Below are 14284 nucleotides of genomic sequence, written 5' to 3'. Positions count from 1 at the left end.
AAGTTTAAAACCTCTCCATTACAACCACCTTTATTATTATGAACTACTATTCTAGATATAATAGAAAGCTTTACATTTTAATTCACAATCAATTTAATTGTTTTTTGTCCTTCATTGTTACTCAATTTAAGAATGTAAAGTCCTGTTTGATCTAAATCAAAAGACACTTCAGAAGAAATAGCTTTTATTGATTTCACTAAAGCACCTGTAACAGAATAGACTAAAATAGTTGATTCTGTGTCAATATTATTTAAGTAAACTGTTTTGTCTTTTACATAATAATTGATGTTGGACAATGTTGTGTCTTGCACATTTAATAACAATAACCAATCAGCCATTGACATTGTAGTGTTAACTGTCGCACCGTTGACTTCAATTTTATAAATTCCAAATCCATTTGTATCACAATAAATAAATATTCTTTTTGCACCATTTGTATTGTTTGCTTCTAAAATGAATGCTCCCGGATTACTGGAATTTGGAGCACTTGCAAGAACATTCTCTCCATCGCTAATAAGAAGCGTTCGATTAGACGTGTTTTGCTCTCTTGCCCAAACCGTTATGGTGCAGTTACCTGAAACATCAAAAAAGAAAAACCGCATGGCTGGCAAAGCTCCAACGGCAACTGAACCGCCATTCATATTTGCTCTTCTGCCTGATTGAAACCCATCAGAAAAAGTAGAAGCTCCGGTAGATTGAGATGAGAAATTGTTTGATGTAATGTGGCCAAATCTACCTAAATGATCCACAATATCTTCTGTTCCACCCGGAACTCCTGGAAAATTATCCGGTAAGATGGTCATGTTTGTTAAAAAATTCCAAACTTTTGTTTGAGCTTCTGATGTCATCACACATAAAAGTGTCAATAAACTAAAAAGTAATTTTTTATTCATAATGTTTTATTTTTTAATTGTAATCGATTACGTAAATTTAATAAATTATTTTAATTAGTAACATTTTTTGTGATATTAATTTTTTTTATGACAAAATAAATGCAATACTTCAATAATTCTAACATAAAATGAAAGAATTAGTAGTGTATTATTTACCGAATAATTGTAGTAAAAAATGAATCTTTAGCATAGAAAGAGTAAAAAGATAAATTGAATAGAAGAATTGAGAAAGTGTACTTTCAAACTGTATCCTTAAAAAAAGCAGACCTATAAGCCGGATTCTGTATTCGCCGAAACGAACCCTTATCATTTATCTTGCCAAGCCATTACTGACTTGATCTAGCTGCCTACCCTTCAACATCGAACGAGTAGCTCTTATCCGCCGAAACGGAGCGTTGATATACATGGCATTGCACCGCATAGAGTTTACCTGGTTTCACTACAGCCGAACTGTACATACTTTCTGTTGCACTGGTCCTCATTCGCCGAAGCGAACGGACGGGAGTTACCCGTTATGCTACTCTTTGGTGTCCGGACTTTCCTCCTTCGCCAAGGCGAAAGCGATAAGGCGGTCTGCGGGGCAAAGATACTTCTTTTTAAGGAATTGGAAATTGATTAGTAAGATATAGGTAAACAAAAAAAACTATCACAAACACTAAAGACATAGCGAAGTAAAAGAAGGCTAAAACCGGAACAAAAAGTAACGTCTTCAAAACCATTTTCTTAGCCGGCAAATGGAAGATGCGTTTCAGAAAATAAATGTGTAAAACAATGTAAACCAAAATAGAAATAATAGAATAATAATTTATTTGTGGTTTCACTAAAAGCAAAATAGGAATAGCCAAAAAAGAAATGATGGCACATTGCGAATACGTATAACCATAAATCACCAAATGCTCAGCATAATTGTACTGCTTCAAATTGTAAAAAACAATTTTAGACATCAATGCTATTATTGGTAAGGAAATCAAATAAATTAAGTTGTTATAATCGGCAACCTTTGCCATAACATCTTTCATATCTAGTTTGTCATTGGCTGCACCGTACTGCGAATAATCAATTTCACCAAAATAACCCCGAACCATCAATAAAGAAAAAACACCACCCATGGCAATTGCTAAAACGAAGTAAGAAATCGGATTCACATATTTTCCTCTCTCACCATTAATATACCCATTAACCACCGCCGAAGGATTGGAAAATAGTGTACGGAAAGTGACCACAAATTTGTTATCTAAACTTAAATAGCTATTTGACAAATCCGCTAAAATTTGTTTGATGGTGATGCGGTTTACCACTACTTTTCCACCACAATCAGAACAATAGTTTACCGCTGTTGAAAATTCGTTTTGACAATTTTTACAATGCATGGGTTTAAATTTTATTTAAGTATTGATTTACAAATGGTTAATTTCTGAATTTATCATCATCACTAATTATGGAACATAATTTATTTTACCAATTACAAGATGTCTTAATACTAATATTATTTTTCAAAATATTTGAATCTATTTTTTCTCTTATTAAAATCCATATTTTATTGTTTTTTTTAACATAGTCCATTTTCAATTTATTATCATCGACTAAGAAAAACAATTCTGAGTCAGGTAATTTACTTAAAAAAACAAGTGATGGTAAAGCACTTACATTATTACCATTACATAAAATTGAAATTTTACTAACCACATTTTCATTTATAAAATTATAGTTAGTTTCATCTATTTCAAAATAAAATTCTCCATTATTAAAACAATATATTGGATTATTGATTATTAAATCTTTACTATCTCTAGTGTGTAAGATAATAACTAAATCGTCATTTTTTTCTTTACATGAAATTATTAAACTATTACTTATTATTATAAGTATTAAATTTAACCTCTTTATTGCCTTCATTGTAACATAATTTATTTACTTTATCTAAAGTTGAAACTTCGAGTTTTAACATACTTCCCCGATCCCCCCACTGCCGCACGAATTCCTTCGTGTGGCCCACGCTTACGCTTGTGTCTCGCTCGTGCAAACAATCAAATTCCTATCCTTTTTGACAAGAGACCTTTAATACCTCCTTCAAATCTACTAATTCATCAAATAACCTAATTTCAAATTATATACCTTTAACTCATCCTCAAACATAAAAAGTACACAACATTAGTGTATCTCAATTTTTCTCTAAAGTAAAAAAAAATACTTTGTACTTTTGAAAAAAAATCAGCAATGAACATCAAATTAATTGCCATTGGTAAAACCGACAATAAGAATTTACAAACTTTAATGGAGGAATACCAAAAACGGTTGTCCTTCTACATCAAGTTTGAATTGGAAGTTATACCCGATTTGAAAAATGCAAAAAACCTTTCGGAAGACCAGCAAAAAGAAAAGGAAGGCGAACTGATTTTAAGCAAGCTCACTCCTACGGACTATTTAATACTACTGGATGAAAACGGAAAATCCTTCAGCAGTATGGAGTTTTCCGCCGAATTACAAAAGAAAATGAATGCCGGTATTAAAACGTTAGTTTATGTAATCGGTGGTCCCTATGGTTTCTCTGAAAAAGTGTATCAAAAAGCCAATCAAAAAATGGCATTATCAGCCATGACGTTCTCCCACCAAATGGTGCGTTTATTTTTTATTGAACAAGTATACCGAGCTTTTACCATTCTTAAAAACGAGCCCTACCACCATCAATAACAATTGCAATCCGGTAACTTCTTTTTATTGTAAATAAAATGGGTTGTGGCAATTTGTGTCGTTTCATTTTCCAATTCCGTTAGCAACACTACATTGGACAAATAGGTATCAAAAGATACTTCCTCATCAAAATTCAAGTATATCAAATTCCGTTTTCCTTCCCCCGAAAATGCGATATAGTCTTTTAGAAAAGCTAACAATTCGCTTTGGCTCACTTCATTTCCGTCAACAGTAATGGACTTGTCTTGCTTAAAGTTGATGTAATACGTTTGAAAATGCATGTGGTACTCCGGATTTTCTTTCACATAAATACTTGAAAAATAAGAATCATAGGTATAACTAATCGATTTAAAGGAAATAAAAGCTAACGACCGCTGAATACTATCGGTATAGGAATAATAATTGCCCGCAATATCTTCCGTATGAACATCATCGTTTTTGCGTTTGTTTTGTAATTTGATTATTTGCGGAATTGCCAATCGCAACGGCAAACGCTTGTCCACATTAAAAACCCAGTTGGTAGTACTAATGGTATTGTTTCGATTCACTTGCACCATCGTATCTTTGTCTTTCACTTCAAAAAACAGATACACCGGTGTGTGATCCACCATCGTAGAATCAATAGTTCGACTGGCTTTGGCTAACTGAACATCTTTTTTGCAACCCATCATTGCAAAAGCAAGAATAACTAAAAAACTAATTCGCATAATTTATTGTAATAAAGTAACTAATTTGACACATTCAACGGCTTCTTTTACATCGTGAACTCGGAGTATTTTGGCTCCTTTCAACAACGCAGCTGTATTTAAAACAGAGGTGCCGTTCAAAGCCAACTCGGGGGTGGTTGCTAAGGTTTTATATATCATTGATTTTCGGGAAACGCCAATTAATAGGGGCAATTCAAAAGCAGCAAACAGCTCCAGCATTTTCAGCAACTCAAAATTCTGTTCCACTGTTTTTGCAAATCCGAATCCCGGGTCAATAAGTAAATCGTTAATCCCCAATTTTCGAGCTTCCAAAATGCGTTCTGAAAAATAAAAAAGTACGTCTTTCATTAAATCATCATACTGCGTTAAAGTAGTCATGGTTTGTGGCGTGCCTTTCATGTGCATCATGATATACGGAACTTGATAATGAGCCACCACTTGCATCATGTTGACATCCAACATTCCTGCAGATATATCATTAATCAAAGCCGCTCCGTTTTCCAAAGCTATTTTGGCAACTTCACTTCTAAAGGTGTCGATGGAAAGTAGCGTTTCCGGAAAATGCTTTTGTAGCAATACCAAAACGGGCAACAAGCGTTCAATTTCTTCTTTTTCTGAAATCAAAGCCGCATTCGGTTTGCTGGAATAAACACCAATGTCTATAAAATCAGCTCCATCAGTCACCATTTTTTCTACATGATTCAGAATGGCATTTTCGTTGGAATAACGTCCACCGTCATAAAATGAATCAGGCGTAACGTTCAAAATACCCATTACTTTTGGGGTGGCCAAATCGATAAGTTTACCGCGACAGTTTATTAACATCTCGTTTGAAAAAAGGATTTAAAAAGTAGCTCGTTCTTTTACTTAAAATTGTATTTTTGAAAAACTATTACAAATATACAATCAATAATGAGTAACACGGCACAAGAATACGACAAAGTCATCGCCATTTGCAGAGATTTATACAGCAACAAACTAAAAGATTACGGGAGTGCTTGGCGTATATTGCGATTGCCTTCACTAACCGACCAAATTTTTATAAAAGCACAACGCATCAGAAGTCTTCAGGAAAACAGCTCCCGAAAAATTCAAGAAGACGAAACCGGAGAATTTATCGGCATTATCAATTATTCCATTATGGCTTTGATTCAATTGGAGTTAGGCGTGGTGGACCAACCCGATTTAAACCGCGAAGAAGCTCTTTCGCTTTACGACGCAAAAATCAAATTAACCAAACAATTAATGGAAGATAAAAACCATGATTATGGAGAAGCTTGGCGTGACATGCGGGTAAGTTCTTTAACCGATTTGATTCTGCAAAAACTATTACGCGTAAAACAAATTGAAGACAACAAAGGAAAAACACTCGTATCAGAAGGCATTGACGCCAATTACCAAGACATGATTAACTATGCGGTATTTGCTTTGATTCATTTGGGTTTTCACAATAAATAAAAACACGTTTGGAATTGTCGCATTGACAAATTAACTAATTGACACATAAAAAATGAAGTTACTTACACAAATTTCCCGAATACTCGTTGGTGTTTTATTCATCATCTCCGGATTAATTAAGTTAAACGACCCCGTTGGTTTTTCGTTTAAACTGGAAGAATATTTTGCAGAAAACGTACTGAATGTCCCTTTTTTTATTCCCTATGCCTTATTGATTGCCGTTGTGGTGGTCATCTTTGAAGTAGTACTGGGAATCATGTTGTTAATTGGTTTCAAAACCAAATTCACGGTTTGGAGTTTGTTGTTAATGATTGTGTTTTTCACGTTCCTTACCTTCTACTCCGCTTATTTCAATAAGGTTACCGATTGTGGTTGTTTTGGCGATGCCTTAAAACTAACTCCTTGGGAATCGTTCACCAAAGACATTGTCTTGCTGGTGCTAATTTTAATTTTATTTTTCAATCAAAAATACATCCAACCACTTTTTAATAAATTAACCCAAAACGGAATCGTTTTCTTGGCTTATGCAGGATGTTTGTTCTTTGCTTACCATGTGTTGATGCACCTTCCTGTGAAAGATTTCAGAGCGTATAAAGTGGGTACCAACATCAAAAAAGGAATGGAAATTCCCGAAGGTGCGGAAAAGTCCGAATTTGAAATGGTCTTCATTTACAAAATCGATGGCGTAGACACCGAAATCAGTTATGATGAAGTTATGGCAGGAAATGTTCCTGAAAATGCCGAGTTCGTTGACCGAAAAGACAAGTTAATCAAACAAGGATACGTTCCTCCAATCCACGATTACACTATGGAACTTGATGGCTCTGATTATACCGAAGAGTTATTGGAAGAACCAAAGCTTATCCTTTTAATCTCCTACGATTTAGCAAAAGCGGAAGCATCGGGAATGGCTTTATTGGAAGAGTTCCATCAAAAGGCCTTGAAAAAAGGCTACAAAGTAATTGGTATGACCGCTTCTGACCAGCCGTTGATTGAAAAAGCTCAAAAGCAACACAACCTTACGTTTGATTACTATTTCTGTGATGCTACTACGCTAAAAACTATTGAAAGAGCTAATCCGAGTATTGTTGTTCTGGAAAAAGGAACCATAGTGGAAAAAAGACATTTCAACGACATTGACAAAGTAAATTTAAAATAAGATGAAACCCATTTTCACACTAGGAAACATCATCGCTTCCTTGTTCATGATTTATATTGGCATTCGTTTGCTGACCATTCATGAACAAAGCGACTTTTTACCTAAATATGTTACCATTATTTTAGGGATTCTTATTTTATTTTTAGCGATTGGAGGTTTGATTGCACGAACAGTAAATCATTTTAAAAAAGACAAACAACCTTGATTCGTTATTTGTTTCATAAAATCGGTTATGCGTTACTCACCCTTTTTGGGGTGATTACCGTAATCTTTTTTCTGTTTACCGTGTTACCCGGCGATCCGGCTCGAATGATGCTGGACCAAAACGAAAACTCCGAACAATTGGCGTTAGTAAAAAAGAAATACGGTTTCGACAAACCCGTGATGACACAATATTTATATTACCTAAACGACTTGTCGCCCCTTTCCTTTCACAGTAAAAACGAATCCGATTACACCTTTTTAGCTGAAGGAAAATACAACGCCCAAAAGCTAGTAACCATCAGTGCTACCACCTTAGCAATAAAAACCCCTTACTTGAGAGAAAGCTTTCAAAAAAGCGGAAAAAAAGTAACCGCCGTTATCGGCAACACCTTACCCAACACATTTGTACTAGCGGTTTTTGCCATTGTCATTGCTATAGTTGTTGGTATTTTTCTCGGAATTATTTCAGCACTTTACAAAGACACGCTGCTCGACCGTATGATTGCTTTATTGAGTACCCTAGGTATGAGTATTCCCTCCTTTTTCAGTGCCATTCTTTTTGCGTGGTTGTTTGGTTTTGTGTGGCACCACTACACGGGACTCAACATGACCGGAAGTTTATACGAAGTCGATGATTTTGGCGAAGGAAGCACCATCCAATGGAAAAACATCCTACTACCGGGAATTGTGTTAGGCATACGTCCATTGGCAGTTGTCATTCAATTGATGCGAAATTCCTTATTAGAAACATTCGGACAAGACTACATCCGAACCGCCAAAGCCAAAGGACTAAACACCTACCAAATCATCAAAACCCATGCCTTAAAAAATTCACTAAACCCTGTTGTAACAGCCATCTCCGGTTGGTTTGCCTCGATGTTAGCAGGAGCCGTTTTTGTAGAATACATTTTCGGTTGGAACGGTTTAGGTAAAGAAATTGTAGAAGCCTTAAACAATTTGGATTTACCTGTTATCATGGGCTCTGTGATTGTTATTGCCACAACCTTTGTTGTCATCAACATCCTTGTTGACATGATCTACGCTTACCTTGACCCTAAAATTAGATTGTTTTAATTTTTTTTTACCACATAAAGACATAGTTTATGATAACTCAAAAATATTTAGATGAATTGACTTATGAGGTTATTGGTTCAGCAATAGAAGTTCACAAATTTATGGGTAGAGGTTTGTTAGAAAGTGTTTATCATCAATGTCTTGTGGAAGAGTTAAAACATAGAAATATAAATTTTATAACAGAGATGAAAGTTCCGGTAATTTACAAGTGAAAATCATTAGATTTAAATTTCAGATGTGATTTGTTCGTTGAAAATTGTCTAGTAGTTGAAATCAAATCGATTGTTGATATCAATAAAGTTATCGAAGCTCAACTTTTAAATTATATGAAACTATTAAAGGCACCAAAAGGAATTTTGATTAATTTTAATTGTAGTAATATTTTTAATGAAGGACAAAAAACATATGTCAATGAATATTTTAAAAAACTACCACAATAGTAATTCTGTCAAAAATCATATTAGATTTCGTTCTAAGTTTGTTTAAAAGTATTTTTAACCACATAGAAACATAGTTTTTCATAGTTATTGAAGACGCTTCGCTCAATTAGAGTAACACATAGTAAGCTATTCGAAACCAAGCATTGGCTCTATGACCTTTTGTCCTATGTATCTATGTGGCTTAATTTTTTTGTTGTTTATTTTTTCTTTAACCACATAGCGTCATAGTTATTCATAGTTGTTGAAAATACTTCACTCAGTTACAGGTAAACACAGCTATGAGAAACCAAGCATTGGTTCTATGTCCTTTTTTCCTATGTATCTATGTGGCTTAATTTTTTTGTTGTTTATTTTTTCTTTAACCACATAGCGTCATAGTTGTTCATAGTTGTTGAAAATACTTCACTCAGTTACCGGTAAACACAGCTATGAGAAACCAAGCATTGGTTCTATGTCCTTTTTTCCTATGTATCTATGTGGCTTAATTTTTTTGTTGTTTGTTTTTTCTCTAACAACATAAGAACACATAGTTGTTCATAGTTGTTGAAAATACTTCACTCAGTATACCGGTAAACACAGTTATGAGAAACCAAGCATTGGTTCTATGTCCTTTTTTCCTATGTATCTATGTGGCTTAATTTTTTTGTTGTTTATTTTTTCTTTAACCACATAGCATCATAGTTGTTCATAGTTGTTGAAAATACTTCACTCAGTTACAGGTAAACACAGCTATGAGAAACCAAGCATTGGTTCTATGTCCTTTTTTCCTATGTATCTATGTGGCTTAATTTTTTTGTTGTTTGTTTTTTCTCTAACAACATAAGAACACATAGTTGTTCATAGTTGTTGAAAATACTTCACTCAGTTACCGGTAAACACAGTTATGAGAAACCAAGCATTGGTTCTATGTCCTTTTTCCAATGTAGCTATGTGGTTCAATTTGTAATCAATCATGCTCCTTGTTAAACCCACCTTCATGAAGTAGCCATTTCAAAAATCATAATCTTAGTGTCTTCTTTTCTTCGTGGCAAAAAAAATTCTACATTTTCGTTGTAAAAAACCCATTAATTTATATTTTCTTTATACCTTCATAATCGAACTTTAATTAAATTTGTAAATAAAAAACATGAAAAAAATAATCTTCGCACTTTGCCTCTTACTCGGAATTACCTCCTGCACAAAAGCCCAAAAAACAGAATTCTCCCCTGAAGCCCTAGCCGAAGAAATGCTCACGCAAAATGGAGAACAAATCACATTTGAAAAAATTTTAAAAACCTATCAAGGCAAAACCATCGTCATCGACATTTGGGCTTCCTGGTGTCCTGATTGTATCAAAGGTATGCCTAAAGTAGAAAGCTTACAAGAGCGTTTTCCCGAAGTAGTTTATGTGTTCTTATCCTATGACAAAACCCCGGATACCTGGGCAACAGGTATTGAAAAATACAACGTAAAAGGCGAACATTATTTAATTCGCTCCAACTGGAAAGGCGGTGGCTTTAAAGATGCAATTGACATTGATTGGATTCCGAGATACATGGTCGTAGATCCAACAGGTAAAATAGCCTTATACCGTGCCATTGAAGCCGATGATGAAAAATTGATTGAAACACTTAAAAACCTAAACTAATGAGACAACGTATTGTAGCCGGAAATTGGAAAATGCACAAAAACGCTGAAGAAACAGAAGATTTACTCAATGAATTGATACAAGCCATACCGACAGACTGCGAAACCCGTGTGATTGTGGCACCCACATTTATCAATTTGGCAGCTGCGGCAGATCATTTAGAATTTACCAACATTGAAGTTGCGGCACAAAACATGCACCAAGCAGAAGGTGGTGCCTTTACCGGCGAAATTTCAGCCAACATGCTAAAAAGCGTAGGCGTTTCTACAGTTATTCTAGGCCATTCCGAGCGTAGGGCCTATTTTCATGAAACAGATGCATTGTTAGCCAACAAAGTAGATACCGCTTTAAAACACGAAATGGAAGTTATTTTCTGTTTTGGTGAAGAATTAAAAGACCGCTTAAACGGCAACCATTTTAATGTTGTAGAAAACCAATTGAGAGACGGCTTATTTCATTTGAACGCCGCAGCTTGGAAGAACATTATTTTAGCCTATGAACCCGTTTGGGCCATTGGCACCGGCGAAACCGCAACACCGGAACAAGCACAAGAAATGCATGAATTTATTAGAAATACCATCAATAAAAACTACGGTAATGCCGTTTCAGAAAACGTTAGCATTCTTTACGGAGGAAGCGTAAAACCGGATAATGCCGCCGAGATATTCTCTAAACCCGATGTAGACGGCGGACTCATTGGAGGTGCCGCTTTAAAAAGTGAAGATTTTACAAAAATTGTATTGGCATAAAATAGATTACTTATAAACTATAAATCCTGTTCTTCTGGACAGGATTTTTTTATTTAAAATAAATCACGGTTTATCATGCGAAGTTCACCTATTCTCTTGTTCTAAAATTGCTTTAATTTTCTCGCAATCCCGATTAATATCGGGAGCAAAGACGCAAAGCGATAACTTTAAATTCTCGCAGCTATTCAAGTAACCATATACCTTCAACCCTAAAAATAATTACACAAAGCCTCACCAGTATCGTCTCCCCCTCCTTTGGAGGGGGCTGGGGGGAGGATAACAACAAAAAAAAGCCATTACATCACTGCAACGGCTTTTTCTGGAATTAAAAATCAACACTCTTATTATTTTGGCATCACAACAGAATCAATCGCATGAATAACACCATTTGAAGCAGCAACATCTGCAATAACAACAGTAGCAGTACCACCATTTGCATCTGTTAAAACTACATTTCCACCAACTAAACTCAACGTGATTTTTCCACCTTGAACCGTAGTAACTTCAAACTTACCGTTATTAGAATTAATAGCATCAATTACTGCAGCCGCTTCAAATTTACCGGCTACCACATGATAAGTCAAAACCGCAGTCAATTTATCTTTACTTTCCGGTTTCAAAAGCGATTCCACAGTTCCCGCAGGTAGTTTGTCAAACGCAGCATTGGTTGGAGCAAAAACAGTAAATGGACCTTCGCCACTCAATGTCTCTACTAAATTAGCAGCTCCTACAGCAGCAACTAACGTACTAAAATCAGCATTTGCTGAGGCAACACCAACAATATTCGGCGTTTCTTCTACAACTACAGCTTCTTCTACTAGTTCTTCTGCTGTATCAACCGTTTCTTCATTTTTCTTTTCACCACAAGAAGCCATCATAGCTCCTACTAATGACAACATGGTTAAGGATTTAATTAATTTCATTTTTGTTTTTTTTAAATTAGTATTTATTTCCAGTAAAGATACATTTTATCAAACAATTGTTTAACTAAATTAACAAAACATTAAACAAAGTAATAGAAGAAATAGAGCTATAGGTGTAATGCAAGTTAAGAAATGGTCTACACTTGGTGAAAAACCCTGAGATACGCTCAAAAATTTATGAAAGAGGATTAAAACCTTCATGAAACACTGTGAAACAAAAAGTACAGACGAAGATCTCTACCTATAATCGTAGTCCCCGCATATTTTCGAGTCAAAAAAAATCCGTCCTCATCTGTTTCAATCCGTCCAATCCGTGGCAAAAAAATACGCAGGCTTATCCTAACATAACCTATTCCTTCACCCCCAAACTCCGATCATAAACCCCCGGCCTCGCATGATCGCCTTCCTCAAAATCAAAAGATACATAACGAATCCCTTTCAATTCTGTAAACGAATACGTCGTTGTCACCATAAAACTTTCCGCTCCCATCGAACCCATTTGCTGCGTCAATACGGTACTATTTGGAATGGATACATAAGCCGTATCATTTGAAGTCCGAATAAACTGCACCTGAACTTTCGGCCAAGAAGTATTTATGATTTCCTCAATCGCCTTTCCCGTCAAGGTCGTATTGTCAACCTGCCGCAATTGCTTTAAACCAAGTTGCTGAGTTTGCTCATTGTAATCATACGTCCATATCGCTGCTGTGGCATCAAATACCACCGATGGCTCGGAACTGACTGCCTCAGATTCCTCCACAGTAGCAACAACCGAATCATCTTGCTGTTTCTTAACACAACCAAGTAGCACTAAAAAGAGTCCGAATAAAATTAATTTTGTTTTCATACTGTGTGTGTTTTTTAGTGAACAATGTCGACAAAACAGGTCTGTAACTAACGCTTTCTTTCTCTCAACAATCCGAGCATTTGACCAATTCCTATACCAAAATACGTCCTGTCTTTGTTAATTTGCAGCATAGGCGACAATGTTAGTCCGTAAAACCGCGAGAAAGGAAATTCTATTTTAGGATTTAGGATGAGACTTACGGTGTTATATTTACTATAATTCCAAGAATAATTTTCTCCTAAAAAGCCACTATCATTGACTCTTTCCCAATTCTCAGGTTCTCTGATAACTGTATAACCAATTCCAAAAGAAGCATTCAATCGGATTGTTCCCTTTTTGTTGAGTTTATAAATTCTTCCAACACCTATTTGATAATTTTCCATTTGATCATAGGGATTGTCCAATCCAAAAAGAAAAATACTTGATAATCCCGAGGAATAATCATCCGGTTGTGATTTTGGTTTTCGCAGGTTTCCGGTATAACCCACTTTGAAGGAGTACTTTTCTTGATAGACATAATTCAAGTTCATGTCAAAACCGATATAATTACCCAAATTCAATTCGCCCGTAGTATAAATAGCATTATTTACATCAAACTGTGCAGTTACACTGGAGATGCTAATCAAAAATGATAATAGTAGTAATAATTGTTTCATAATAATCGTAATGTGACTCCTAGGTTAGTATACATAGATGCGTTTCCTACTATAGAGTTGCTTACTAAATTACTAATTCTAACAAAAAAATACAACTCTCGGTTTTAGACTTCATATCAAGAATAAAAAACAACCTCCGTTCAACAAGAGTTTACTAATCGGCTTTGCAAACCCAACAAAACGCTAACTTCTCACAAATACCTTATAACTCCGCTTGAGCTGCTTTACTGTGTTTAGAAGCTCTTTCCTTCAATTGAATTCTAACATCAGACAAATAGCTGTAAATTATGTGATAACCTGGAATGTTATTGTCATCGCCTTCAATACTACATTCAATAGTATCAGTACTCCAAATCCATTTTTTACCATATTCAAAAGAAGTAGCACCATAAGCATTCTTCAAAATATAATATAGGCCAAATTCTTTTTGCGTTACAACATGAATTCGTTCAATCGTATCATTGGTGACATTTAGATAAATGAAAAGAATTTTAGCAGAACCAATAGTATCCGTCTCTTTTCCAACATAAACATAATTTGAACTTGAATTAAAACTCAATTTAAACAATGCTGAAGTACTGTTATCTTTCAATACAAATTCAGGATGATCCTTGATAGTTCCTCCTAATTTAATGTTCCTAAATCCATTTTGAGAACTCAAAAAATTGCAGTCTTGCGAAAAGAGAGTGGCACTAAACAATAAAAATGTCAAAACAAAAATGATTTTTTTCTTCATGATTCTAAAATAGTTACTAGTGTCTGTTTGTTTAAAATCCTATCTCCCAAACTGATTTTAATGAATTAAAAAGTAAATGTATTGGTTTATGTTTTACTAACAGAAATCACCCCGATAACT

16 protein-coding genes, 1 other RNA gene and 1 pseudogene are annotated in these 14284 nt (G+C 35.0%); 8 read left to right on the top strand and 10 right to left on the bottom strand.

Going from position 1 to position 14284, the window contains the following annotated elements; all coding sequences use genetic code 11:
- Window positions 1-77: 77 nt before the first annotated feature.
- From IEV15_RS08905 to IEV15_RS08890, 4 genes are all read right to left on the bottom strand, one after another.
- Entirely contained in the window at window positions 78-893 is an 816-nt protein-coding gene (locus tag IEV15_RS08905; RefSeq protein ID WP_188362175.1) for a T9SS type A sorting domain-containing protein, read from the bottom strand.
- A gap of 254 nt (window positions 894-1147) precedes the next feature.
- Window positions 1148-1473, bottom strand: an RNA gene (gene rnpB, locus IEV15_RS08900) — RNase P RNA component class A.
- 16 nt (window positions 1474-1489) lie between these two features.
- A complete protein-coding gene (locus IEV15_RS08895; RefSeq protein ID WP_188362174.1) occupies window positions 1490-2263 on the bottom strand; it encodes a DUF3667 domain-containing protein in 774 nt (257 codons plus the stop codon).
- An 85-nt stretch (window positions 2264-2348) separates the two neighbouring features.
- Window positions 2349-2789, bottom strand: a complete 441-nt coding sequence (locus IEV15_RS08890) for a hypothetical protein (protein WP_188362173.1) — start codon at window positions 2787-2789, stop codon at window positions 2349-2351.
- Between the two features lie 321 nt (window positions 2790-3110).
- Between IEV15_RS08890 and rlmH the strand changes: the two genes are divergently transcribed.
- Window positions 3111-3584, top strand: a complete 474-nt coding sequence (rlmH, locus tag IEV15_RS08885; RefSeq protein WP_188362172.1) for a 23S rRNA (pseudouridine(1915)-N(3))-methyltransferase RlmH — start codon at window positions 3111-3113, stop codon at window positions 3582-3584.
- Here rlmH and IEV15_RS08880 read toward each other — a convergent pair.
- Window positions 3578-4291, bottom strand: coding sequence for a hypothetical protein (locus IEV15_RS08880; protein ID WP_188362171.1), 714 nt, complete (start codon window positions 4289-4291; stop codon window positions 3578-3580). The genes rlmH and IEV15_RS08880 overlap by 7 nt on opposite strands.
- 3 nt (window positions 4292-4294) lie before the next feature.
- Window positions 4295-5116 (bottom strand): dihydropteroate synthase, encoded by an 822-nt coding sequence (gene folP / locus IEV15_RS08875; RefSeq protein WP_188362170.1) that lies wholly within the window; start codon window positions 5114-5116, stop codon window positions 4295-4297.
- An 87-nt stretch (window positions 5117-5203) separates the two neighbouring features.
- Between folP and IEV15_RS08870 the strand changes: the two genes are divergently transcribed.
- The 7 genes and pseudogenes from IEV15_RS08870 (at window position 5204) to tpiA (ending at window position 11002) form a co-directional block, all read left to right on the top strand.
- On the top strand, window positions 5204-5749 hold the full coding sequence (locus tag IEV15_RS08870; protein ID WP_188362169.1) for a DUF1599 domain-containing protein: 546 nt from the start codon (window positions 5204-5206) through the stop codon (window positions 5747-5749).
- Window positions 5750-5801: 52 nt separating this feature from the next.
- On the top strand, window positions 5802-6908 hold the full coding sequence (locus IEV15_RS08865) for a BT_3928 family protein (protein WP_188362168.1): 1107 nt from the start codon (window positions 5802-5804) through the stop codon (window positions 6906-6908).
- A 1-nt stretch (window position 6909) separates the two neighbouring features.
- Complete coding sequence (locus IEV15_RS08860) at window positions 6910-7113, top strand: hypothetical protein (protein ID WP_188362167.1); 204 nt, start codon at window positions 6910-6912, stop codon at window positions 7111-7113.
- Window positions 7114-7121: 8 nt separating this feature from the next.
- Window positions 7122-8186 (top strand): ABC transporter permease, encoded by a 1065-nt coding sequence (locus tag IEV15_RS08855; RefSeq protein ID WP_373282155.1) that lies wholly within the window; start codon window positions 7122-7124, stop codon window positions 8184-8186.
- 29 nt (window positions 8187-8215) lie between these two features.
- Window positions 8216-8626: pseudogene (locus IEV15_RS08850) on the top strand (GxxExxY protein).
- Between the two features lie 1126 nt (window positions 8627-9752).
- Window positions 9753-10253 (top strand): TlpA family protein disulfide reductase, encoded by a 501-nt coding sequence (locus IEV15_RS08845; protein ID WP_188362165.1) that lies wholly within the window; start codon window positions 9753-9755, stop codon window positions 10251-10253.
- Complete coding sequence (gene tpiA, locus IEV15_RS08840; RefSeq protein ID WP_188362164.1) at window positions 10253-11002, top strand: triose-phosphate isomerase; 750 nt, start codon at window positions 10253-10255, stop codon at window positions 11000-11002. The genes IEV15_RS08845 and tpiA overlap by 1 nt, the downstream gene beginning before the upstream one ends.
- A 344-nt stretch (window positions 11003-11346) precedes the next feature.
- Here the strand turns inward: tpiA and IEV15_RS08835 are convergent, their stop codons facing one another.
- The 4 genes from IEV15_RS08835 to IEV15_RS08820 form a co-directional block, all read right to left on the bottom strand.
- Window positions 11347-11925 (bottom strand): fasciclin domain-containing protein, encoded by a 579-nt coding sequence (locus tag IEV15_RS08835; protein ID WP_188362163.1) that lies wholly within the window; start codon window positions 11923-11925, stop codon window positions 11347-11349.
- Window positions 11926-12274: 349 nt separating this feature from the next.
- A complete protein-coding gene (locus IEV15_RS08830; protein WP_188362162.1) occupies window positions 12275-12772 on the bottom strand; it encodes a hypothetical protein in 498 nt (165 codons plus the stop codon).
- Between the two features lie 47 nt (window positions 12773-12819).
- Window positions 12820-13428 (bottom strand): hypothetical protein, encoded by a 609-nt coding sequence (locus tag IEV15_RS08825; protein ID WP_188362161.1) that lies wholly within the window; start codon window positions 13426-13428, stop codon window positions 12820-12822.
- A 202-nt stretch (window positions 13429-13630) separates the two neighbouring features.
- Window positions 13631-14164 (bottom strand): hypothetical protein, encoded by a 534-nt coding sequence (locus IEV15_RS08820; protein WP_188362160.1) that lies wholly within the window; start codon window positions 14162-14164, stop codon window positions 13631-13633.
- Between the last annotated feature and the right edge of the window lie 120 nt (window positions 14165-14284).

The sequence above is a fragment of the Flavobacterium orientale genome (assembly GCF_014638005.1).
Taxonomy (GTDB): domain Bacteria; phylum Bacteroidota; class Bacteroidia; order Flavobacteriales; family Flavobacteriaceae; genus Flavobacterium; species Flavobacterium orientale.
Note: the sequence above shows the minus strand (reverse complement) of the source record. Positions and strands in the feature narration are given on the sequence as shown.